Origin of the sequence: Haloflavibacter putidus (genome assembly GCF_006546625.1) — a bacterium.
Classification (GTDB): domain Bacteria; phylum Bacteroidota; class Bacteroidia; order Flavobacteriales; family Flavobacteriaceae; genus Mesonia; species Mesonia putida.
The window spans coordinates 1-24,242 of the sequence record NZ_VIAR01000002.1; the positions used below are offsets into that span (position 1 = coordinate 1).

General features: G+C 35.8%; 19 protein-coding genes and 1 pseudogene. 13 read left to right on the forward strand and 7 right to left on the reverse strand.

All coding sequences use genetic code 11. The features are described 5' to 3' along the window. Positions 1-578 precede the first annotated feature (578 nt). Positions 579-3,029: an endopeptidase La gene (gene lon / locus FKR84_RS02150; protein ID WP_141420548.1), complete on the forward strand. Its 2,451-nt coding sequence runs from the start codon at positions 579-581 to the stop codon at positions 3,027-3,029. Positions 3,030-3,106: 77 nt separating this feature from the next. Here the strand turns inward: lon and FKR84_RS02155 are convergent, their stop codons facing one another. Further along, positions 3,107-3,550 (reverse strand): PepSY-like domain-containing protein, encoded by a 444-nt coding sequence (locus FKR84_RS02155; RefSeq protein WP_141420549.1) that lies wholly within the window; start codon positions 3,548-3,550, stop codon positions 3,107-3,109. A 200-nt stretch (positions 3,551-3,750) separates the two neighbouring features. Between FKR84_RS02155 and FKR84_RS02160 the strand changes: the two genes are divergently transcribed. Genes FKR84_RS02160 through FKR84_RS02180 form a run of 5 tightly spaced genes read left to right on the forward strand, consistent with a single transcriptional unit; the run spans position 3,751 to position 9,947 of the window. After that, entirely contained in the window at positions 3,751-5,058 is a 1,308-nt protein-coding gene (locus FKR84_RS02160; protein WP_141420550.1) for a TolC family protein, read from the forward strand. A 35-nt stretch (positions 5,059-5,093) separates the two neighbouring features. Beyond that, positions 5,094-6,182, forward strand: a complete 1,089-nt coding sequence (locus FKR84_RS02165) for an efflux RND transporter periplasmic adaptor subunit (protein WP_141420551.1) — start codon at positions 5,094-5,096, stop codon at positions 6,180-6,182. A 7-nt stretch (positions 6,183-6,189) separates the two neighbouring features. Beyond that, on the forward strand, positions 6,190-9,384 hold the full coding sequence (locus FKR84_RS02170; RefSeq protein WP_141420552.1) for an efflux RND transporter permease subunit: 3,195 nt from the start codon (positions 6,190-6,192) through the stop codon (positions 9,382-9,384). A gap of 3 nt (positions 9,385-9,387) precedes the next feature. Then, complete coding sequence (locus tag FKR84_RS02175; RefSeq protein ID WP_141420553.1) at positions 9,388-9,693, forward strand: hypothetical protein; 306 nt, start codon at positions 9,388-9,390, stop codon at positions 9,691-9,693. A gap of 20 nt (positions 9,694-9,713) precedes the next feature. After that, positions 9,714-9,947: a YgaP family membrane protein gene (locus tag FKR84_RS02180; RefSeq protein WP_233357640.1), complete on the forward strand. Its 234-nt coding sequence runs from the start codon at positions 9,714-9,716 to the stop codon at positions 9,945-9,947. Positions 9,948-10,031: 84 nt separating this feature from the next. On the opposite strand, the pseudogene FKR84_RS13540 reads toward FKR84_RS02180, so the two are convergent. Beyond that, a pseudogene (locus FKR84_RS13540) lies at positions 10,032-10,256 on the reverse strand (hypothetical protein); the annotation flags it as partial. A gap of 348 nt (positions 10,257-10,604) precedes the next feature. On the opposite strand from FKR84_RS13540, the gene FKR84_RS02190 reads away from it, so the two are divergent. From FKR84_RS02190 to FKR84_RS02210, 5 genes are all read left to right on the forward strand, one after another. After that, the gene (locus FKR84_RS02190) at positions 10,605-11,090 is read left to right on the forward strand and encodes an acetyl-CoA carboxylase biotin carboxyl carrier protein subunit (RefSeq protein ID WP_141420556.1); all 486 of its coding nucleotides are present in this window, start codon (positions 10,605-10,607) and stop codon (positions 11,088-11,090) included. 111 nt (positions 11,091-11,201) lie between these two features. Further along, the gene (accC, locus tag FKR84_RS02195) at positions 11,202-12,647 is read left to right on the forward strand and encodes an acetyl-CoA carboxylase biotin carboxylase subunit (RefSeq protein ID WP_141420557.1); all 1,446 of its coding nucleotides are present in this window, start codon (positions 11,202-11,204) and stop codon (positions 12,645-12,647) included. A gap of 17 nt (positions 12,648-12,664) precedes the next feature. Then, positions 12,665-14,206 (forward strand): acyl-CoA carboxylase subunit beta, encoded by a 1,542-nt coding sequence (locus FKR84_RS02200; protein WP_141420558.1) that lies wholly within the window; start codon positions 12,665-12,667, stop codon positions 14,204-14,206. 77 nt (positions 14,207-14,283) lie between these two features. Further along, positions 14,284-15,180, forward strand: coding sequence for an NAD(P)-dependent oxidoreductase (locus FKR84_RS02205; RefSeq protein ID WP_141420559.1), 897 nt, complete (start codon positions 14,284-14,286; stop codon positions 15,178-15,180). A 178-nt stretch (positions 15,181-15,358) separates the two neighbouring features. Next, entirely contained in the window at positions 15,359-15,817 is a 459-nt protein-coding gene (locus FKR84_RS02210) for a DUF4168 domain-containing protein (protein WP_141420560.1), read from the forward strand. Positions 15,818-16,095: 278 nt separating this feature from the next. Here the strand turns inward: FKR84_RS02210 and FKR84_RS02215 are convergent, their stop codons facing one another. From FKR84_RS02215 to FKR84_RS02230, 4 genes are all read right to left on the reverse strand, one after another. After that, entirely contained in the window at positions 16,096-18,324 is a 2,229-nt protein-coding gene (locus FKR84_RS02215) for an NADP-dependent isocitrate dehydrogenase (RefSeq protein ID WP_141420561.1), read from the reverse strand. Positions 18,325-18,966: 642 nt separating this feature from the next. Then, complete coding sequence (gene rplS / locus FKR84_RS02220; RefSeq protein ID WP_141420562.1) at positions 18,967-19,338, reverse strand: 50S ribosomal protein L19; 372 nt, start codon at positions 19,336-19,338, stop codon at positions 18,967-18,969. Between the two features lie 114 nt (positions 19,339-19,452). After that, positions 19,453-20,130, reverse strand: coding sequence for a tRNA (guanosine(37)-N1)-methyltransferase TrmD (trmD, locus tag FKR84_RS02225; RefSeq protein ID WP_141420563.1), 678 nt, complete (start codon positions 20,128-20,130; stop codon positions 19,453-19,455). A gap of 33 nt (positions 20,131-20,163) precedes the next feature. After that, entirely contained in the window at positions 20,164-20,751 is a 588-nt protein-coding gene (locus tag FKR84_RS02230) for a hypothetical protein (RefSeq protein ID WP_141420564.1), read from the reverse strand. A gap of 270 nt (positions 20,752-21,021) precedes the next feature. Between FKR84_RS02230 and FKR84_RS02235 the strand changes: the two genes are divergently transcribed. Beyond that, the gene (locus FKR84_RS02235) at positions 21,022-22,341 is read left to right on the forward strand and encodes a hypothetical protein (protein ID WP_141420565.1); all 1,320 of its coding nucleotides are present in this window, start codon (positions 21,022-21,024) and stop codon (positions 22,339-22,341) included. Between the two features lie 5 nt (positions 22,342-22,346). Here the strand turns inward: FKR84_RS02235 and FKR84_RS02240 are convergent, their stop codons facing one another. Further along, entirely contained in the window at positions 22,347-23,546 is a 1,200-nt protein-coding gene (locus FKR84_RS02240) for an aminotransferase class I/II-fold pyridoxal phosphate-dependent enzyme (RefSeq protein ID WP_141420566.1), read from the reverse strand. A 158-nt stretch (positions 23,547-23,704) separates the two neighbouring features. On the opposite strand from FKR84_RS02240, the gene FKR84_RS02245 reads away from it, so the two are divergent. Continuing rightward, positions 23,705-24,163: an Lrp/AsnC family transcriptional regulator gene (locus tag FKR84_RS02245; RefSeq protein WP_141420567.1), complete on the forward strand. Its 459-nt coding sequence runs from the start codon at positions 23,705-23,707 to the stop codon at positions 24,161-24,163. The last annotated feature ends 79 nt before the right edge of the window (positions 24,164-24,242 follow it).

Below are 24,242 nucleotides of genomic sequence, written 5' to 3' on the forward strand. Positions count from 1 at the left end.
GGTTATTAGCTATAAGTTTTATGCTGTAAGCTGTAAGCGCAGGGATAGCACGTGTCTTAAAAGCTGATAAAATACAAACTCTCATTCCGTTATCAAGAATTATAGACTACTATAAGCGGTAAGCTGTACGCTATAAAACCCAAAAAGAATTAACATAATGCCTAAAGCATATAGCTTAAAGCTGAAAATTGCGTTAAGGATAGTAGCGGTTACCCTGCAAACAAGCTTTTTTGGGCTTGTTGGAGCGTAATAGCGGATAGCCTGACCCCTCCCCAATTTTTCATTGGGGAGGGGAACGCCTTAATAATTATGCTGTAAAATAAAAAGCCTTCTAAACATTAAAAAAATAGAAACTAACTTTTTAAGAAATATTTTTAGATCACTTACTATTTAGAAGAATGTTTTAACTTTTTTATTTTAAGTTTTTGCGTTAATTTAAATAATGCTCTTTGTATTTACGCTTTTTAAAAGGTGGCATAAGAATTGACCTATACTAGAGGCAAGTTTGTAAAGCTTGCAGATAAATAAAATAAGTATAATATAAGCTGTGAAACTGACAGTTTGACCAAATATAAACTATGGGAAAATCGAATGTATTTAGTATAGACAATTTGTCATTACAAGATATTAACGAAGACGCAGAACTTATTCCGTTGATGACGCCGGAAGATGAAGATGAAATTGAGCGCGAAGAATTGCCGTTAGAGTTGCCAATATTACCACTAAAAAATACAGTATTGTTTCCGGGGGTTGTAATTCCTATTACTGCCGGTAGAGACAAATCTATCGAGTTGATAAACGATGCTAATAACGGCAATAAAACTATTGGAGTAGTAGCTCAAAAAGATTCTTCTGTTGAGAATCCTGGCGCTAAAGACATATACTCTCTAGGCGTGGTAGCTAAAATCTTGCGGGTTTTAAAAATGCCTGACGGTAATACAACCGTAATTATTCAGGGTAAAAAGCGCTTCGAAATAAGCGAAATAGTTAATGACAATCCTTATTTAACAGCTTCAATTTCTCCGGTACAAGAAGAAAAACCTGCCAAAGATAATGGAGAGTTTCTGGCTATAATAGACTCTATTAAAGACTTGTCTTTGCGTATTATTAAAGACAGTCCGGCTATTCCTTCTGAGGCTTCTTTTGCTATTAAAAATATAGAAACTCCGTCTTTTTTAATAAATTTTGTTTCGTCTAATATGAACCTTTCAGTAGAGGAAAAACAAAATTTATTGGCTACCAACGACTTAAAAAATAGGGCGTTATCTACCTTAAAGTTGATGAATGTTGAGTACCAAAAATTAGAATTGAAAAATGATATTCAATCTAAGGTGCAGAGCGATATGAGCCAACAACAACGAGAGTATTTCTTGCATCAGCAAATGAAAACTATACAGGAAGAGCTTGGTGGCGCTACCAACGAAGGAGAAATTGAAGAAATGCGTAAACGTGCGCAAAAGAAAAAATGGAATGAAAAAGAGGCGAAACACTTTAAAAAAGAACTCGCCAAAATGCAACGTATGAATCCGCAAGTGGCAGAATATTCTATTCAAAGAAACTACTTGGATTTATTTTTAGACTTGCCGTGGAATGAATTCAGTAAAGATAAATTCGATTTAAAGCGGGCGCAAAAAATATTAGATCGCGACCATTATGGGTTAGAAGAAGTAAAAAGAAGAATTATAGAATATCTAGCGGTTTTAAAACTTAGAAACGATATGAAATCGCCTATTCTTTGTTTGTTTGGTCCTCCGGGAGTTGGTAAAACATCGTTAGGAAAATCTGTTGCAGAAGCTTTGGGTAGAGAATATGTACGCATTTCTTTAGGCGGTTTACGCGACGAAGCCGAAATACGCGGACATAGAAAAACCTATATTGGAGCAATGCCGGGTAGAATTATACAAAGCTTGAAAAAAGCCGGCACAAGCAATCCGGTCTTTGTTTTAGATGAAATAGATAAATTGAGTAGCGGCCATCAGGGAGATCCTTCTTCGGCTTTGCTGGAAGTTTTGGATCCTGAGCAAAATAGCGAGTTTCACGATAACTTTTTAGAGTTAGGTTTTGATCTTTCTAAAGTTATGTTTATTGCAACGGCCAATAGCTTGAGCACCATTCAACCTGCTTTAAGAGACCGGATGGAGATAATAAATATGACCGGTTATACTATAGAAGAGAAAATAGAAATAGCCAAGCAACATTTGCTTCCTAAACAGGTAAAAGAGCACGGTCTTACTTCTAAAGATATTAAAATTGGTAAGCCGCAACTAGAAAAAATTGTTGAAGGTTATACCAGAGAATCCGGTGTTCGTGGTTTGGAAAAACAAATTGCAAAAGTGGTGCGGTATGTAGCTAAAAGCATTGCTATGGAAGAAGAATATAACACCAAAATAACTAACGAAGATGTTCGTGAAATTTTGGGCCCTGCCAGGTTAGAACATAATAAATACGAAAACAATGAGGTTGCCGGTGTGGTAACCGGTTTGGCGTGGACAAGCGTTGGTGGCGATATTCTTTTTATCGAATCTATTCTGTCTAAAGGTAAAGGTAATTTGAACATCACCGGAAACCTTGGGAAAGTGATGAAAGAGTCGGCTACAATTGCAATGGAATATATTAAAGCAAACGCAAAAGAGTTTGGTATAAAACCGGATATTTTTGATAAATATAACGTACACATTCACGTGCCTGAAGGTGCAACTCCAAAAGACGGACCTAGTGCCGGTATTACGATGTTAACTTCTTTGGTTTCTCTATTTACACAACGCAAAGTAAAGAAAAACATTGCTATGACAGGTGAGATCACTTTACGTGGCAAAGTTTTGCCGGTGGGTGGTGTAAAAGAAAAGATTTTAGCGGCAAAACGCGCTAGGATTAAAGAAATAATTCTTTGTGAAGAGAATAAAAAAGATGTAGAAGAAATTAAAGAAGATTATTTAAAAGGTTTAAAATTCCATTACGTATCAGATATGAAAGATGTTCTGGAAAAAGCCATTACTAAACAAAAAGTAAAAAACGCAAAAACTTTTTAAAAATCGTTTTACATTATAAAAAAGCAGCTCTTTTATTAAAAGAGCTGCTTTTTTTGTTATTTCTATAGAGGTTAGAATTACCAATCTATACCTAAGAATTTATTCTCTTCTAAAAACTTTCCGTTTTCATCAAATTCCAATTCGGTACCATCAGATAGTTCTACTTCGTGTTCATTATCGTCCCATTCCCATTCGGTAACTTTTTGTTCAGGAAATTTTTTATTCACGTAATCTTTAATAGACATTGGTAAAAGCTCTGCAGGTATTTCTTTATTGCCTTTAATTTCGGTTATTTCTCCTTTATCATTAAAGTCAATTTTAGTACCATTTTCATATCGCACTTCATACATTTCATCGCGATCATCCTTATCTCTATCAATATTTACTCGCTCAACTTTCCAATCTTTGTAATGCTCATTTAAGACACTTTGTGCATTTTTTGGTAAATCTAATATACTTTGTGCATTTGATGCACCAAACGCAAATACGCCTAATAAACCAGTTAAAATTATCTTTTTCATAGTTTTTGCTTTTTGTTTTCTCCAAAAATACAAACAAAGAGTTCTTATTGATAATTATTCAAACTAAAATTTTGTGAATTGATAATGTTTTAACATAAATTAATCTTTTGTTATATTTACAATATTCTCTTTCTGTGCGTAACCTAAGTTACCAAATGCACTGCTTTGACCACCTATCTTTGTATCAAAATCAAATACAAATGAGAGGAAGCTTATTTATAATACTAATAATTCTTGCGGGACTTCGCACACAAGCGCAGAATATACAGAGTCTTACAAAAGCCGAAGTCTTACAAAAGGCTAAAACCGACAATACACAAATTAAAATAGCAGAAAAAGATGTTTTGGCCGCCAAAGCTGCCTACCAACAAACTGCTGCTGTTTTTTTGCCACAAATCAAAGCGTCGCATACAGGCATGGCAACTACCAATCCGTTAATGGCTTTTGGTTCTAAGTTAAATCAAGAAATTTTAACGCAAGCAGATTTTAATCCCTCTACATTAAACAATCCTTCTCAAATTGAAGATTTTCAAACCAAAGTAGAAGTGCAAATGCCTTTACTTAATTTAGATGGCATTTACCAACGCAAAGCGGCCAAATCTGCCTGGCAGGCCAATCAATTGCAACAGCAACGCACCGCGCAATATATTAGTTTGCAAGTAGAACAGGCCTATATGCAATTGCAATTGGCGTATAAAACAAAAAACCTTATAAAAAAATCTTTGGCTGTAGCCGAAGAAAACTTGCGGGTTGCAGAAGACAATCAAGAGGCTGGATATTTACAGCAAGCCGATGTCTTAATGGTAAACATGCGGGTAACCGAACTAAAAAATAAACTGCAATTTGCAAAGAGTAATATTCAGAATGCTTCCAATTATTTATCGGTTTTAATGAATGAACCTGCAGATATTCAATTTAAACCAACAGATAGTTTAGAAATGGTTCAAACCCTTTCCGAAGTATCAGGGAATTTAGAAAATCGTCCGGATATTTTAGCAATGCAACGCGCCAGCGAAGCTCAAAAACAACAATATAAAGCAAGTAAAATGAATTTCTTACCAAGACTTAATGCTTTTGGTTCCTACGAATGGCACGACGACGAGATTTTTCAAGCCGGGGCAAACGGCTATCTTTTTGGAGCAGAACTTTCGTGGAATTTATTCGAAGGCGGTAAACGTTTCGGTAAAACCAAAGAAACCAAAGCGCGTTTTGAAAAAGCGCGTTTAGAAGCCGAACAGTATAAAAATAACAGTCAATTAGAACTTCAAAAAGCAAGACGCCAAAAAGCAGATATCAAAAACCAGGTAAACTTAGCAAAAATGGCAATAGACCAAGCAAAAGAAGCTTTACGCATTAGAAGCAATCGCTTTGAAGAAGGATTGGAAAAAACAACCGAGTTGCTCCAAGCCGAAGTTTTATACGCCGAAAAACAATTAGAATACTTTCAAAGCATTTATAACTACAATTATGCGGCAGCTTACCTGCGGTTTTTAACCAATAATTTATAAAAAAACAACTAGCAATTAATCCTATACCATAAACAATGAAAAGAATAGTATTAAGTATAAATTTATTAGCTGTTTTGCTACTTTCTTCTTGTCAAGAAGAAAAAAGTCAAAGCATAAAAGACACCACAACACCGGTTACGGTTACTACTTACACGATAAGCAACCAAACTTCTGCCAATAAAATTAGCGTTAGCGGAAGTGTTGAAGCAGCCAACACTGCCAATTTGAGTACACGTAACTCCGGCTATGTAGATAAGGTCTTGGTTTCTTTAGGTGATAAAGTGCAAAAAGGAGAACTTTTAATAAAAATAAACAATGCAGACCTTTCGGCAAAATTAGCGCAAAGCAAAGCAAATGTAGCCGAAGCCCAAGCCGCTTACCAAACAGCAAAAAAAGATTATGAGCGCTACCAAAGCCTTTTCAATAAAAAAAGTGCTACTCAAAAAGAACTGGACGATATGCAAGCAAATTTTAAAATGGCGCAAGCTCGTTTAAATGTTGCACAGGAAATGAAAAAAGAAGTGCAAGCGCAATTTTCCTATACCAATATAAAAGCTCCATTTAAAGGTTTAGTTACAAGCAAAAATATTCAAGAGGGAGATTTGGCAAATCCAGGGCAGGTTTTAATGCGTCTAGAAGGTGAAAAGGCTTTGCAAATTATTGCAATGGTGCCAGAGAGTCAAATAAATTCTATACAAAAAGATAAAAAGGCTAACGTTACCATTAGTTCTATAGAACAAGAATTAGAAGGTGAAGTGGTAGAGATTAGTCCGTCTGCGCAAAATACCGGCGGACAGTACTTGGTAAAAGTTCGGTTATTAAATCCTAGCCAAAATATAAAACCCGGCATGTTTGCGCGGGTTAATTTTGCAAACTCAGCAAAATCAACTGTAGAAGCAAATAATCCCAACGTACTTATTCCTAAAGCAGCCGTAGTAAAACAAGGGCAACTTACTGGGGTTTATACCATTAGTCAGAAAAACACTGCTATTTTACGTTGGTTGCGTTTGGGTAAAACCCATGGCGATCAAGTAGAAGTGTTAAGCGGTTTAAAAACCGGAGAAACTATTATCCGTCAAGCGGAAGGAAAATTGTATAACGGCGTAAAGCTAACGCAAAAATAAAAAACGAATGAAAGAAGGATTTGCAGGCAAAATAGCCAAAGCATTTATCGGCTCTAAGCTTACCATATTATTAATGATTGTTTTTATGGTGGTTGGCGTGTGGAGCTCGTTTTTAATTCCGCGCGAAGAAGAACCACAAATAGAAGTGCCAATGGCAGATATTTTTGTGGGTTATCCCGGCGCTAGTCCGCAAGAAGTAGAAGCCAGGGTAATCAAACCTTTAGAAAAAATTGTTTCTAATATTACGGGTATAAAACACGTGCAATCTATTTCGCAAAAAGACGGCGGAATGTTAATCGCACAGTTTTATGTTGGCGAAGACGTAGAACGTTCTTACGTAAAATTATATAACGAAATCAACAAACATATGGATATGATGCCACAAGGCGTCACCACGCCATTGGTAAAAACGCGAGCTATAGATGATGTGCCGGTTTTGGGTTTAACTTTATGGAGTGAGACTTTAGATGATTATATGTTGCAACAAATTTCTACGGAAGTACTTTCGGAAATTGAGAAAATACCAAATGTAAGCGGCACTAAAGTAATTGGCGGAAGAAGCAAACAGGTTCGGGTGGTTATAGACAAAGATAAATTGGCCGCCAGCGAATTAGATTTTTTAGGCGTGGCCAAAATGATTCAGGCTAACAACCAACAATTACATACCGGCAAATTTGACTTAAACGATACTGAATATAGTATAGAAACCGGCAGTTTTCTTAAAACTCCAGAAGATATAGAAAATTTGGTCGTGGGTTCTAAAGACAATCGGCCTGTTTATTTAAAACAGATAGCAGAAATAAAAGAAGGCGCACAAATTCCGGCCAATTATGTTTCGTTAGGCTTTGGTCAAGGAAGCGATTCCGTAAAGAAATACCAAGCAGAATATCCTGCGGTAACAATTTCAGTAGCCAAAAGAAAAGGCGCAGATGCCATGCAGTTGGCGGAGGTAATTGTTAATAAAATAGAGCATTTAAAAAAGACTACCATAACCAACGATGTAAAAGTAGAAGTAACAAGAAATTATGGCGAGACCGCTTCCCAAAAAGTAAGCGAACTTTTGTTGCACTTAATCGGTGCAATTATAGCAGTAACTTTGGTAGTTATGCTAGCAATGGGTTGGCGCGGTGGTTTGGTGGTTTTCCTTTCGGTACCCATTACTTTTGCACTCACGTTGCTAAGTTATTATATGTTAGATTATACCTTAAACCGCATTACTTTATTTGCTTTGGTATTTGTAACAGGAATAGTGGTAGACGACTCGATTATTATTGCAGAAAATATGCACCGGCATTTTAAAATGAAACGCTTGCCGTTTAAAGATGCAGCTTTATATGCAATTAACGAAGTAGGAAATCCAACAATTTTGGCAACTTTTACGGTAATTGCATCTGTATTACCAATGGCTTTTGTAAGCGGAATGATGGGGCCATATATGAGTCCGATGCCCATTGGCGCGTCTATTGCTATGATTCTTTCGTTGTTTGTTGCATTAACAATCACGCCGTATTTGGGCTATATTTTCTTACGGGAAAAAGAAAAGAAATCTAACAAACCCCAAAAACAGAAAAAACCGGAAGATGCTTTTATATATAAATGGTACAATCGTTTAGAAAGACCTTTATTAGAAAGCAAAGCTAAACGCTGGGGATTCTTAGGAATTACTTTTTTAATCTTGTTTTTAAGTATTGGTTTATTCTTTACGGAAAGCGTTGCGGTAAAAATGCTGCCATTTGATAATAAAAACGAATTTCAGGTAGTAATAGATATGCCGGAAGGTACCACTTTAGAACGTACCGCAGTAGTAACTCGCGAAATAGGTCAATATTTAAAAAATAGGCCAGAGGTTGTAAATTACCAAAGTTATGTGGGCACTTCGGCGCCAATAACCTTTAACGGTTTGGTACGGCATTACGATTTACGTGGGGCCAGCAATACGGCAGATATTCAGGTTAATTTGGTTGGAAAAGGAGAGCGCAGCGCTCAAAGCCACGATATTGCCAAGCTATTGCGCCCTGAAATTCAGAAAATTGGATTGGTTTATGGCGCTAATATTAAAATTGTGGAAGTTCCGCCGGGACCACCGGTTCTTTCTACTATCGTAGCTGAAATTTATGGACCCGATTACGAGAAACAAATAGAATTAGGACAAGAAATAAAAAACATCCTAAACCAAACCGAAGATGTTGTTGACGTAGACTGGATGACAGAAGCAGACCACGTTGAATACAATTTCAAAATAGACAAAGAGAAAGCAATGCTTAACGGTATTGCGCCTCAGCAAATTGTGCAAACTATGGCAATGGCTATGGGAAAAAGTCCTGTTGGCAGAATATACCAACCACAAGCGACAGATCCGGTAAACATAATTTTGACTTTAGAAGAAGCCGAAAAATCTACTTTAGCAGACATTAGTAGGTTAAAGGTAAAAAGTAAACAAGGGCAAATGATTCCGCTAAGTTCTTTAGTTGAAATCGAAAAACGAACTGCACCCAAAAGCATTTATCGTAAAGATCAAAAAAGAGTGGTTTTTGTAACCGCAGATCTGGCGGGTGCTTTAGAAAGTCCGGTATATGCAATTTTAGGAATGACCAATAAATTAGAAAAAATAGACTTGCCACAAGGCTATAAAATTAACGAAATGTATTTGGGCTCTCCCAAAAATGAAGACGATTTTACGGTAAAATGGGACGGAGAATGGCAAATTACTTTAGAAGTTTTCCGCGATTTAGGTCTCGCATTTCTGGGAGTAATTATCATTATTTACATGTTAATTGTTGGTTGGTTTCAAAACTTTAAAGCACCAATCGTAATGATGGTTGCCATTCCGTTATCGCTAATCGGGATTATTTTAGGCCATTGGATTATGGGAGCATTTTTTACAGCAACTTCTTTTATTGGTATGATTGCCTTAGCGGGAATAATGGTCCGGAATTCGGTTTTACTCATAGATTTTATCAACATTCAATTGGCAGAAGGTAGACCTTTTAAAGAGGCCGTAATAGAAGCCGGCGCCGTAAGAACAACTCCTATTTTGCTAACAGCCGGCACGGTAGTAATTGGCGCATTTGTTATTTTGTTTGATCCAATTTTTCAAGGCTTGGCAATTTCGCTTATGGGAGGGACCATTGCTTCTACCTTTTTAACTTTATTGGTAGTGCCATTGGTATATTATTTAGTAGAACGTAAAAAACATCCTTAAACTATGAAACTATTAATTGTTACCGCGGTAGATCAATTTCAGCAAGAAGTCTTAGCGCTTTTTAAAAAAAGTAATATAGAAAGTTTTAGCGGTGCCGAAATTGCCGGTTATAAACAAGCCAATTCTTTTTTGATGAATGCTGCTTGGTTTCCATCGGCAAGTGCAGGAGCAGATTCGAGTATGTTTTTTTCTTTTACGGAAGAAAAATACATCAATAAATTTTTTGAAGAGGTAAAAGCTTTCAATGAAAATTTAGAAACTAACAACCCCATTAAAGCAGTGGTGGTTAATGTAGAAAGATATATTTAAAACTTTAAAACAATAAAATTATGATTAACAGATGGATACGTGCCATTGCAGGTACATTTATTTTAATAAGCCTGTTACTGGCAGTTTATGTAAATATTAATTGGTTATGGTTTACCGGCTTTGTCGGGCTTAACCTTCTACAATCATCTATTACCAAATGGTGTTTGATGGAAGATATCCTGGCAAAACTTGGTGTTAAACGCGAAGGAGATTGTTCTGGCGTCACCAAAACAACAAAAGCTGCCGATTCTTAAACCTACAATTTTCTTAAAAGTAAAAACCTGTATTTTTTCCGTAAAGGAAAAAGTACAGGTTTTTTACTTAAAAGCTGTATAAGCTTACTTTCCTTCCAAAGAAGCTCCTACCGGAATATCGCAACGGTGACCAGGTTGCCCGTGCGGCGGATTCACCTTGCCGCTATTTGTATTAGAAGACTTAATAGGATTTCCGGTTACGGTATTTTGTCTGGCTTGTTGATTTTTAGCTTTGGAGTTTAATGGCGCTCCAACCGGAATATCGCAACGGTGTCCGGGTTGGCCGTGAGACGGATTGGGATCGTCTCCACTAGGAATTTCCATTTTTGCTGCCGGAGCATTTTTTTGGTTGCTTGTCGTAGTAGTTTCGGTATTTACTTCTTTTTGCTGCTCGGTTTTTGTGTTTTCATTTTCCTTTTCCTTGCAAGAAAAACTTAGAATACCAGCGGTTAATGCAAAAAGTAAAATAAAATTTCGGGTAATTTTTAAAGATTTCATGGGATAATAAATTTTTTTCTCAAGATACAAATAATATCATACTTGCCAAGAAAGCATATAAGACTTAGTAAAATAAATTAAAATTCCTTTCGCTTAAAGCGGAAACTATCATTTTTTATATCTTTACCTTTCAACGAAGTAGTAGCAAACGAAAAAAATATGGATAAAACTTACCGAGTAAAAGTAAATAACGATTTGGAGATGGAATTTGGTTTAGACGAAATTCAAAATTTAGACGCCAATTCTATCGAGAAAAACAAGTATCACGTCTTACAAGAACAGCGTTCGTTTAAAGCAGAAATCGTAAAAAACGATTTTTTAAAACACCATTATTCCGTAAAGATAAACGCCAATACCTATCAGGTAGATATTTCTAACGAGTTGGACCAACTTATCGAAAAAATGGGTCTAGAACTGGTAGACACCGCTATGGTAAACGATATCAAAGCGCCAATGCCCGGTTTAATTTTAGAAGTAAATGTACAAGAAGGCGACGAGGTAAAAGAAGGCGATTATTTAATGGTATTGGAAGCTATGAAAATGGAAAACGCTTTAACCGCGCCGCGCGAAGCTAAAATTAAAGCCATTAATATCAAAAAAGGCGAAACCGTAGAAAAAAATCAGTTGCTTATAGAAATGGAATAGTGGTTTTTAATCCTGCAAAATAGTTTCTTAATTATTAGAAGCCAAAAAAACAGGAAACAAAACACCGTAGTTATAACAAACTTGAAAAATTCCATACACAAAATACTATTTATGAAAAAAATATTAGTTGCCAATAGAGGCGAAATCGCTTTACGGATTATGGAAACCATTCAGAAAATGGGTATCAAAACCGTAGCGGTTTTTTCGGAGGCAGATAGAAATGCGCCCCATGTAAAGTTTGCAGACGAGGCAGTTTGCATTGGCGAAGCACCTTCCAATAAATCTTATTTACTGGGCGATAAAATTATAGAAGTCGCAAAAAGTTTAAACGTAGATGGCATTCATCCCGGTTACGGATTCTTAAGTGAGAATGCCGCTTTCGCGGAAAAAGTAGAAAAAAACAACATCACGTGGATTGGCCCCGGCTCAAAAGCCATCAAAATTATGGGAAGCAAATTAGCCGCCAAAGACGCGGTAAAAGCTTACGATATTCCTATGGTTCCCGGTATTGACGAAGCCATAACAGATACCAAAAAAGCAAAAGAAATTGCAAAAGAAATAGGCTTTCCTATCTTGATAAAAGCTTCTGCCGGTGGCGGCGGAAAAGGAATGCGCGTGGTAGAAAAAGAAGAAGACTTAGAAGACCAAATGAAACGCGCCATAAGCGAAGCAGAATCTGCTTTTGGCGACGGTTCTGTTTTTATAGAAAAATATGTGGCTTCTCCAAGACACATAGAAATTCAAATACTGGCAGATACGCACGGCAATAACCTGCATTTATTTGAACGCGAATGCAGCATTCAACGGCGTCATCAAAAAGTGGTAGAAGAAGCGCCTTCTGTGGTTTTAGACGAAGCTTTACGGAAAAAAATGGGTGAAGCCGCTGTAAAAGTTGCAAAATCTTGCGACTATGTTGGCGCCGGAACTGTAGAATTTTTGCTGGATGAAAACAAAAATTTCTACTTTTTAGAAATGAATACACGTTTGCAGGTAGAACATCCGGTAACAGAGTTTATTACCGGCATAGACTTGGTAGAAGAGCAAATTAATATTGCCAGAGGAGAAAAATTGGCGTTTAACCAAGAAGATTTAAAAATTAATGGTCACGCTATGGAGCTGCGCGTTTATGCAGAAAATCCATTAGACGATTTCTTGCCCAGTGTAGGAAAATTAGAAAAATACCAGTTGCCTTCCGGCGAAAATATTCGTATAGATAATGGTTTTGAAGAAGGGATGGACGTACCTATTTATTACGATCCCATGCTTTCTAAATTAATTACTTACGGAAAAACCCGCGAAGAAGCCATTCAATTAATGATAGATGCTATTAACAATTATTTGGTAGAAGGCGTGGAAACTACGTTGAGTTTTGGAAAATTTGTGATGGAGCACGAAGCTTTCCGCAGTGGTAATTTCGATACACATTTTGTAAAAAAATACTATTCGGCAGAAAAGTTGGAAGAAGAAACCAAAGAAGAAGCAAAGTTGGCAGCTTTGATTGCTTTACGCCAGTATTTAAAAGATCAAAAACAATTACGATTACCCATTACCGAATAAAAAGCTGAAAAATTACTATGAGTAAAAATATAGAGAAATTAAACGATAAAATTAAACAAGCCCATTTAGGTGGGGGCGAAAAAAGAATTGCCAAGCAGCACGCTAAGAAAAAACTTACCGCCCGCGAGCGAGTAAATTATTTGCTGGACGAAGGTTCTTTTGAAGAAATTGGTATTTTAGTAACCCATCGTACCACAGATTTTGGTATGGATGAGCAAAAATATTATGGCGATGGCGTAATTACCGGTTATGGTACTGTTAACGGCAGATTGGTATATGTTTTCGCCCAAGATTTCACCGTTTTTGGTGGCGCATTATCCGAAACCCACGCAGAAAAAATCTGTAAAGTAATGGATTTGGCCGTAAAAGTAGGAGCTCCAATGATTGGTTTAAACGATTCCGGTGGTGCCAGAATTCAAGAAGGCGTAAAATCACTTGGCGGTTATGCAGATATTTTTCATAGAAATGTAAAATCTTCCGGCGTTATTCCGCAAATTTCTGCCATAATGGGGCCTTGTGCCGGCGGTGCGGTCTATTCTCCCGCAATGACAGATTTTACTTTAATGGTGCAAGACACCAGTTATATGTTTGTTACCGGTCCAAATGTGGTAAAAACCGTAACTAACGAGGAAGTAACTTCAGAAGAATTAGGTGGCGCCAGTACGCACGCAACCAAATCTGGCGTGACGCATAGAACTGCCGTAAACGATATTGCTTGTTTAGAAGATGTAAAGCAACTTATTAGTTATATGCCGCAAAACAATCAGCAAAAAACCGAGAAGTTACCGTATAAATTAGGAGACGAAATACGCGAGCAATTAGACAGCATTGTACCGGAAAGTTCTACCAAACCTTACGATATGCACGAGGTGATCAACGGCATTATTGATAAAGATTCTTTTTACGAAATTCATAAAGATTATGCAGATAATATTATAGTTGGTTTTGCACGCTTGGGCGGAAGAAGTATTGGTATTGTAGCCAATCAGCCAATGAGTTTGGCCGGGGTTTTAGATGTAGATTCTTCTAAAAAAGCTGCCCGTTTTACCCGCTTTTGCGATGCTTTCAATATTCCGTTGTTGGTATTGGTAGATGTTCCGGGATTTTTACCTGGAACCGATCAAGAGTGGAACGGAATTATTCTTAATGGTGCCAAATTGTTATACGCTTTAAGCGAAGCAACTGTGCCAAAAGTAACTGTTATCACGCGTAAAGCTTATGGCGGAGCTTATGATGTAATGAATTCTAAACACATTGGGGCCGACTTAAATTTTGCTTGGCCAACAGCAGAAATTGCGGTGATGGGAGCCAAAGGCGCCAGCGAAATTATCTTTAGAAAAGAAATTCAAGCTGCAAAAGACAGCGCAGCAAAACTGGCAGAAAAAGAAGAAGAATACGCAGAGTTGTTTGCCAATCCGTTTGAAGCTGCAAAACGCGGTTTTATAGACGAAGTTATTATGCCAAAAGATACGCGTCGTAAATTGTTAAAAGGCTTTAGTATGTTAGAGCACAAAGAAGTTTTACGTCCAAAACGTAAGCACGGTAATATACCTTTGTAAGAAGATTTAGAAATTATAACTGCTTGGTGAGTAAATATTTGTTTTTCTTATCAAGCAGTTTTTTATTCCTTAAAGTGATGAAAAAATTTAAAAAATTGGTGGTTTTAGACGAAACCAAAATGAATGCAGAAACTTTACGGAAATTGCAAAGCTATGCAGAAGAAGTAAAAGAATATAAAGAAGTTCCCAAAACTGAATCAGAAGTAATAAAACGAATAGGAGATGCAGATGCTGTCTTGGTTTCTTGGCGAACAGAAATAGGTGCAAAAGCCATAGAAAAAGCTTCCAATTTGCGGTATATCGGGATGGCGTGTAGTTTGCTCGATGCTGAAGCTGCCAATGTTGATATAAAAGCAGCAGAAAAGAAGAATATAAAAGTAAGCGGAATTTTTGATTATGGAGATCCCGGGGTAGTGGAGTTTGTACTATCTAAAAGTATAGATTTATTACATGGTTTTGGCAAGGAACAATTGGAAGAAATGCCAAGGGAATTAAGTGGTTGCAAAGTAGGGATTATTGGTTTGGGAACCACCGGTCAACTTTTGGCCAAAGCACTTTTAGCCCTAAATGCAGACGTTTATTACTACAGCCGAACCCGAGAAGAAGATTGGGAAGAAAAAGGAGTAGATTATTTAAGTTTAAATAAATTACTGGCAACTTGCACCATTATTTCTTTGCATTTGCCCAAAAACACCTGTTTGTTAGATGCAGAAGCGTTTAAAAATTTAGGGGACAACAAGATTTTGATTAACACTTCTTTGGGCTTGCCTTATAAACAAAAAGCACTAATAGATTGGTTAGAAGCTACATCTAGTTATACCATTGTAGATGGTGATGCAGCAAACGGTTTTACGGAAAAAATAAAGCACAAAAATTTATTAATCTCAAAAAAAAGTGCAGGATGGTCTAAAAAAACCCAAAACCGACTTTCCGATAAAGTAGTAAAGAATATAGCTGTTTTCTTAAATAAATGATAATTTAAAGTTAAGTAGATTAAATTATTTTGTTTAGAAACTGAAGCGGTTACCTTTGAAAATTGGTACTAATAGATTTTGAGTCAGTTATCAAAATTTCTTTATTGTTTTATTGGTAAAACGATAAATAACTATTATTATCGAAAATTAAAATAGAAGTACAATTTAAAAATCAATTATGTTTAAATCAATCAAATTAAAAGGCTTATTTTTCTTTGTTGCAATCTTAAGTTCTGTTGCATATACCAATGCACAAGAAAATAAGATATCTGACGCCGAATTGAATAAATGGGCAAATGCTTATCAAAAAGTGCAGATGCAAAATCAAGAAGCACAACAACAAATGATGACGATGATTCAAGACGAGGGTATGGAGTTACAACGTTTTAATGAAATTCAGCAAGCGTCTATGAACCCAAATCAAAAAGGTAATGCTACTGAAGCAGAAATTAAAAAGCATAAAAGTATTTCCGATAAAATAGAAAAAATGCGTCCGGAACTTGAAAGAAAAGCTACAGAAGCTATAGAATCTACCGGAATGTCTATAGAGCGTTATCAAGAGATTGCAGCTGTAATACAACAAGACCAAAGCTTACAACAGCGTTTGCAAAAAATCATGATGCAACAGCAAGGTTAAAAGCAATCACAACAGAAAATAAAAAAAGCCGTTTCGAGTAGAAACGGCTTTTTTTATTTTGGTTTTTTCTAAAGTATGCTTAAAATAAAAGTATTATAAAGGTTTGAATCGCTTATAGTTTCCGTAAAGAAAAACATATTGGTATTTAAAGCGTTAAACTTCTTTTTTTGGCATACACCTAAACTAATAAAGCCCGCTCATACATAAGAAGCAGGCTTTATTAATAGAAACTATAATTAATCAAATACCTAATAACGAGTATTTAACAACTATTTATTTTAATCTAATCTGTCAATAATATGGTTTAAGGTTTCGCTAGCACGCATTTCTCTATATACTAAAGCTTCGTCGGGTTTGTAATAACCATCTATATTAACTTCGTGACCTTGCACTGCATTAAGCTCTTCTAGAATTTGCTTTTCATTGTCTTGCAATTTTTTAGCAATACTTTCAAATTCTTTTTTAAGTTCTTGATCTTTGTTTTGAGCGGCCAATTGCATTGCCCAATAAAGCGCTAGATAAAAATGACTTCCACGGTTATCCAGTTCGTTTACCTTACGGGAAGGCGATTTTTTGTTATCTAAAAACTGGTCGGTTGCCGTATCTAAAGTTTCCGATAAGATTAAAGCTTTTTCATTATTATATTTTTTACCTAAATGTTCTAAAGAAACAGAAAGCGCCAAAAACTCACCTAAAGAATCCCATCGTAAATGTCCTTCTTCTAAAAATTGTTGTACGTGTTTTGGGGCAGAACCTCCTGCGCCGGTTTCAAATAAGCCGCCACCATTCATTAAAGGTACTATAGACAACATTTTTGCACTTGTGCCTAATTCTAGAATAGGGAAGAGGTCTGTTAAGTAATCTCGTAAAACATTTCCGGTAACCGAAATTGTATTTTCTCCGGCTTTAACGCGTTCTAACGTAAAAGTAGTTGCATCTTCTACGCTCATAATTCGAATATCTAAATTCTCTGTATTTTGTTCTTTTAGATAAAGCTCTACTTTTTTAATCAATTCGGCATCGTGTGCGCGGTCTTGGTCTAACCAAAATATTGTTGGCCATCCGGTATCTTTTGCACGGTTTACGGCAAGTTTTACCCAATCTTTAATAGGTTCGTCTTTTACTTGGCACATACGCCAAATATCGCCTTCTTCTACCGTGTGCGTCATAATAACGTTACCGGTTTGGTCTACAACTTCTACGGTTCCGTCTACAGGAATTTCAAAAGTTTTATCGTGCGAGCCATATTCTTCTGCTTTTTGCGCCATAAGGCCAACATTAGGAACAGTTCCCATTGTGGTAGGATCAAAAGCGCCGTTCTTTTTACAAAAATCTATGGTAGCTTGGTATAAAGGCGCGTAACTACTATCTGGAATTACAGCTTTAGTATCTTGGGTTTTGTCATTTTTATTCCACATTTGGCCAGAGGTTCTAATCATAGCCGGCATGGAAGCATCTATAATAACATCACTTGGTACGTGCAGGTTGGTAATACCTTTATCAGAATTTACCATAGCAATATCCGGGCCTTCTTGTAAATCTCTTTCTATTATTTGGTTGATTTCTTTTTGTTTGCTTTCGGGCATTTTTTCTATTGCGCCCAAAACATCTCCTAAACCACTATTTGGGTCGCCACCGGCTTCTTCTATGTCTTTGCTGTATTGTTCAAAAACATCGTCGAAATAAGTTTTTACCGCGTGACCAAAAATAATGGGGTCAGAAACCTTCATCATAGTTGCTTTCATATGCAAAGAAAAAAGCACGCCTTGCTGTTTAGCTTCGGCAATTTGCTCTTTTAAGAACTTTACCAAGGCTTTTTTGCTCATATACGTACCGTCTATGATTTCTCCCGGTAGTACAGCTAATTTTTCTTTTAAAACTTGGGTTTTACCTTGTTTTGTTTTCAGTTGGATTTTTAATTCTCCTTTGTTTTCTATGGTAACCGATTTTTCGTTTGCACGGAAATCTCCATCTTGCATAGTTGCCACATGCGATTTAGAATCTGCACTCCATTCTCCCATGCGGTGCGGATTTTTCTTGGCGTAGTTTTTTACCGCTTTGGGAGCACGTCTGTCAGAATTTCCTTCTCGCAAAACAGGGTTTACCGCGCTTCCTTTTACTTTATCGTAGCGCGATTTTATATCTTTTTCTTTATCGTTTTGTGGTTCGTCTGGATAATTTGGTAAGTTATAGCCTGTGCTTTGCAATTCTTTTATGGCAGCTTTAAGTTGCGGAGAAGAAGCACTAATGTTAGGAAGTTTGATGATATTAGCTTCCGGTTGCTTTACTAATTTTCCTAATTGTGCTAAAGCATTTTCTTGGCGTTGATCCTCAGTTAATACTTCGGGGAAAACCGCTAAAATTCTTCCGGCCAAAGAAATGTCTTTGGTTTCTATGCTAATGCCCGAAGATTTTGTAAACGATTCAATAATTGGTAATAACGAATGAGTTGCCAAATATGGAGCCTCATCTGTTTTGGTGTAGATAATTCTTCCTTGTTCTGCCATTTTTAATAATTTATTTTAAGACATTTAAAGTGAGAAACAACTTTAAATTGCCAATTGATTATATACTTTTTATAATTTGCAAATATAATAAAACAGAAGGTTTTAACAGTCTTGAATAGTATTAGAATACTGTTAAGAATTGTTTTGAAGAGCAGCAATTTAACCTAAAATCTTATTTTTTTGCTTTATGGAAATTTTTCCGAAGAGATTTCTGTAAAGGTAGTTTTAATATAATATTTCTTGGTGATGTGATTTTTGGAGCAAGGCGAAAGTTTGTATTGTAATATTGGCTAAAAAACTAAATATAAATAAAATAATAAAAGCCATTTCGTTTAAAGTTAAACGAAATGGCTTTCTTCAAAATAAATACAAGCAAACTAAACCACTTGTATTCAAATAAAAATAGTTAATGTCCTGCTTAAAATAAAATTCGTCGTCTATATATTAAGGACATCTAAAGTAAAAGAAATCCTTTTGTCATTCTTTCACATCTTAAAGATAGTTTAATTTTTAATTAAACGGAGTTTTTTAAGCAATTAAATATTAACCTTTTATGAACACAGCTTATTAACAATTGTTCATAAAAAAACCGTGTTTAAAACTAGTTTTAAACACGGTTTATAAATTTTTGTCGTCTTAGAATTAAGCTTTTTTCTCGTTATCGATATAACGGCGCTCTTTAATTCTAGCTTTTTTACCGGTAAGGTTTCTAAAGTAATAGATTCTTGCACGACGCACACTACCGCGTTTATTTACCTCTATTTTCTGTAAAGCAGGTAAATTAATTGGGAATATACGTTCTACGCCAACTGTACCACTCATTTTTCTAATGGTAAAAGTTTGGGCAGATCCTATACCTTTTTTTTGAATTACAGTTCCTTTATAAAACTGTGTACGCGTTTTACTACCTTCTTTAATCTCGTAATAAACGGTAAGGGTGTCTCCAGCTTTAAATTCCGGAAAGTCTTTTTTTTCTACAAATTCGTCTTGCACAAATTTAATTAACGATTCCATATTTGTTGTATGTTTGGATATGGTCTAAAGCAACATGCACGATTTTCGTCAGAGGTTGATTCAGAATTGGCTGCAAAAATAATTATAAATTATAATATAGCAAGCTTTTCTTGTTTATTCTTTAAGTAAGTCTGGACGTTTTTCTTGTGTACGCTCGTATGCTTTTTCTTCGCGCCAAGCTTCTATTTTAGGAAAATTCCCGCTGGTTAGTATCTCAGGAACATCCCAACCTTTATAAGATGCCGGTCTGGTATAAATTGGCGGGGCAAGTAAATTGTCTTGAAAAGAATCTGTTAAAGCAGAGGTTTCGTCGCCAATCACCCCGGGAATTAAGCGTATTACAGCATCGCATAGTACTGCAGCTCCCAACTCTCCGCCAGAAAGTACATAATCTCCAATAGAGATTTCTTTGGTAATAAAATGGTCGCGCACCCGTTGGTCTACCCCTTTATAATGCCCACATAAAATTATCAAGTTTTTCTGTAAAGATAAGTTATTAGCTGTTCTTTGTTCTAGCGTTTTACCGTCTGGCGTCATATAAATTATCTCATCATAATCGCGTTCTGCTTGTAATTTGCTAATGCACTTGTCTATGGGCTCTATCATCATTACCATTCCTGCGCCACCGCCGTATTGATAATCGTCTACTTGTTTGTAATTATCTGTAGTATAATCGCGCAAGTTGTGCAAATGGACTTCTACCAAACCTTTTTCTATTGCTCGTTTTAAAATAGAAGCTTCAAACGGGCTTTTAAGAATATCTGGTACTACGGTTAGAATATCTATACGCATTGCTAAAGGTAAAATGCTAATTTAAAAATAACTTTACTGTTTATTTTTGTTTACTTTATTACGTTCGTCTTGTAGTTGTCTGCCTAAAATTTGTTGTTTTTCTAGCGCTTTTTTACGGTATAACTCAAATTCTTCTTCGTTTTCATTCAGCTTATGTTTGGCTTCTTTTGTCAAAGCATTGCTCTTTTTAAAACGGTAGATAAAAAATAATAAAATTAATACAAGACCTAAAACAATTAACCACATAATAGTTTGGTAAGTGCCTTTATCTGTCGGTAAACCGAAAAATTTAATTTGATCTTTCTCTAGATTAACTTGCTCCAAATCTGCATTGGCCGTATTAAGTTTTTCTTGTAGTTTGTCAATTTGGCTTTGTTGCTTAGCAATCTTGACGTTAGCAGAATCTATTTCGGTTTTTAACTCCTTAATGTGATTTACCGTGCTTTTTTGTAGGCGTGTAAGCTTATATTGCTTTACCACTTTATAATCTTGGTAATTATTAGAACTTTCTAAAAGCTCTTCAAATTGTTCATTTATATTTTTATCGCCTGTATTTTGTGCCTGCAGTATACCGCCAAAAAATAAAAAAAGGGTCGCTAAAACAAAAATCTTATGTGTCATTACTCAAAATATGCTTTTTAGGATTATTGGCAAAACGTTGCAAAATTTTGCTTAGTATAATTATGTCTCGGTATTTTTTGCAAATATAAGGTATTGAGACGTAATGTGCCTAGTGTTTTTTAGCTGATTAATTTTACCGTTTATCTATTATTTTTTGTTAAAAAATTAGTTTATCGAAATATTCTTGACAAACATCGAGTAATTGCGCTTATAACGGTTACTACCGGCATAACAAATTAATTTTGCAAGCGCTAAAAAACTACGTTTGTTATGAGCAAAAAACTACACTCTCCAATTTATTTACACTTTTATTTAATAATTTTCATCTTATTTGTAGTAAATTCTGCATTTTCGCAAGTAGGAATAAACACAACCAATCCGCATTCCTCTAGTATTTTAGATATTCAAGCAGAAAACCAAGGTCTTTTATTACCACGCGTAGACTTAGGAGATGTTTCTAACTCTACTACAATCAATAATCCTGCAGAAAGTCTTTTAGTATGGAATACCGATGCGGAAGGTGGAGGCAGCAGACAGGGTTTCTATTTTTATAACGGACAAACCTGGATTTCTTTCAATAGTAAATTTTTGACTAACAACAGCGCGGTTAATGAAGACTTAACCATTGGTACCAGCAGTAATAATGCCTTAGATTTTGTAGTAAACAATCAAAATTTTGGTGGTTTAAAACCAAATGGAGCGATAAGTTTAGGGCCAAATTCCAATTCATACGGAGAAGAAGCAATTGCATTAGGAAAAAACGCAGGAGCAGAAGATAAGGCCATCGCTATTGGTAAAAACTCTAATTCTTACGGAGACAATAGCATAAGTATTGGCGAGTCGGCTCAAGCCGAAGATAAAGCCATTGCTATTGGAAAAAACGCTAATGCTTACGGCCAACAATCAATTAGTCTTGGAAACAACGCCAGCGCGGCACAAAATGCGATTGCTATTGGTAACAATGCCAACGCATACAGCCCTAATACCATTATTCTGGGAACAGACAATACCAAAATTGGTGTAGGAACCAGCCAGCCAACCGAAAAATTAGAAGTTAACGGAAATGTAAAAATCGTAGACGGCTCGCAAGCAGAAGGTAAGGTTTTAACCTCAGATGCCACTGGTAAAGCTTCTTGGCAGTATATTAATAGCGCTTTCGCGGAAGTTTACCTAGACCAAGACGCAGAAATGGAAATTGGACAATATAACAATCAAATTTTCCCCGATGCAGTAGAAGGTTTACATAGCAATAATATGCAACTTTCAGATAATGGTATAAAACCTACTATAAACGGAATTTACCGTGTAACTTATACGGTTACTTTTCAGAAAGAAAACAATTCTGGCGCAGATGAAATTGAGGTTTTCATAAGTAAAAATACCAATCCAATCGCTGGTACTTCCGTAAAGTCTCGTGTAGAAAAAAATAAGAAAACAACTGTAAGCCTAACCAAAATGTTAAGCTTACAGGCGTATCAAAAATATTATTTGGGTATTAAAAAGACGGGTGACGTTCCCGGCAACGATACCGAAATAATTTTGTTTGCAAATGCTACCAATCTGAGTGTAGAATTGTTACAAGCGCAATAAACGGCTTATAAAATTCCAACTTTTTCCATACAGTTTTGCATAGCTTTAAACGTGCGTTCTATATGATTGTCTAAACCTATAGAAATACGAATAAGGCCGTTGCTTAAACCCATTTCTTCTTGCTCTTCTACAGAAATTTCAGAAGAGGTAGAGGTTCCCGGCGCGCTAAATAAAGTTTTGTAAAAACCAAGACTTACCGCCAAATAACCCAAATTGCGGTCTTGCATTAATTCCATCAATTGGTTTGCTTTTTCTAGAGAACCAACATCAACAGTCAACATTCCGCCGTAGCCGTATTCTTGGTTTATCATCTTTTTATAGGTTTCGTGTCCGGGATGCGATTCAAGACCCGGATAAACGGTTTTTAAGCCTAAATCTTCAAAATTTTTAGCTAAGTAAAGTGCATTTTCACTGTGTTTTTGCATTCTAATATGTAAAGTGCGTAAGTTTTTTAAAATAGAAGCCGCTCTAAAAGAATCCATTGTAGCGCCCAAAAGCATACATGCGCCATCGTTTACACTTCGCAAAGCATTAATAAAATCGTTACTACCGCAAATTACGCCGCCAACGGTATCGCTGCTACCATTTATAAATTTGGTAAGCGAATGGATTACCACATCTGCTCCCAGGAGTTTTGGCGTAACAGATAATGGCGAAAACGTATTGTCTACCACCAATTGCATGTCGTGTTTTTTTGCAATTTTAGCCAAAGCTTTGATGTTTGCTATTTCTAATAGCGGATTGCTAACGGTCTCGCAAAACAAAACTTTGGTTTTTGGCGTAATTGCCTTTTCTACTTTTTCTAAATTGGTTATATCTACAAAAGAAGTTTGTAAACCCAATTTTGGTAAAAAGTTTTTCATAAGCGCAAAAGTGCCACCATAAATAGTTCTGCTGGCCACAATATGATCGCCGCTTTCGCAAAGTTGCATTAGGGTAGGAGCAATTGCACCCATTCCGCTGGCGGTTACTGTTGCATTTTCGGTAGCTTCCATCTGTGCCAAAGCTTCGCCCAAATATAAATTACTGGGCGTAGAATGTCTGGAGTATAAATAACAACCTTCTGCATTGCCTTCAAAGGTGTCAAACATTGTTTTAGCCGATAAAAAAGTATAGGTAGAGGAGTCAGATATAGACGGGTTAACGCCGCCAAATTCTCCAAAATATTGCAAATCTTGAATTTTGTCTGCTGGATTATAAGACATAATAATAATTTTTTAGGTTTAGGTAAATCTCGTTATATTTAGAAATAATATCAAGTAGAAATCCTATATTTAGAAAATATTTCTATAATTTAAAATTTTACGGAAAATAAGTTTACATTAAACCCTGTTTACGTAAAAAACCGAAAAATTTTCAAAAAATGCGATTAGACCAAACAGATAAAGCTATTTTAAATCTGCTACAAAACGATGCAAAAATCACAACCAAAGAAATTGCATTTCGATTACAATTATCTATGACGGCCATTCATGAGCGAATTAAAAAATTAGAAAGAGAAGAAATTATTACCAAATATGTAGCATTAATCAATAAGAAAAAAGTAGAAAAAAACCTGATGGTTTTTTGCCATGTAAAGTTAAGTAAACATAATAAAGAGACACTTTCTAAATTTGAACGCGAAATTTTACAATTACCGGAAATTTTAGAATGTGCCCACGTTAGCGGCGATTACGATTATATCTTAAAAATCTACGTAAAAAACATGGAAGCTTACCGTGATTTTTTGGTTCATAAGCTTACAGCTATAGATGGTATTTCTAATACGCACGGTATGTTTACGGTAAATGAAGTAAAAAGCAGTACACAAATTTTCTTATAATCGTACCTAGAAAAACACTACTTGGCTTAAACATTAAATTTCAAAATGCAAATAATTTAACAATCCTTTTAATTCCTAA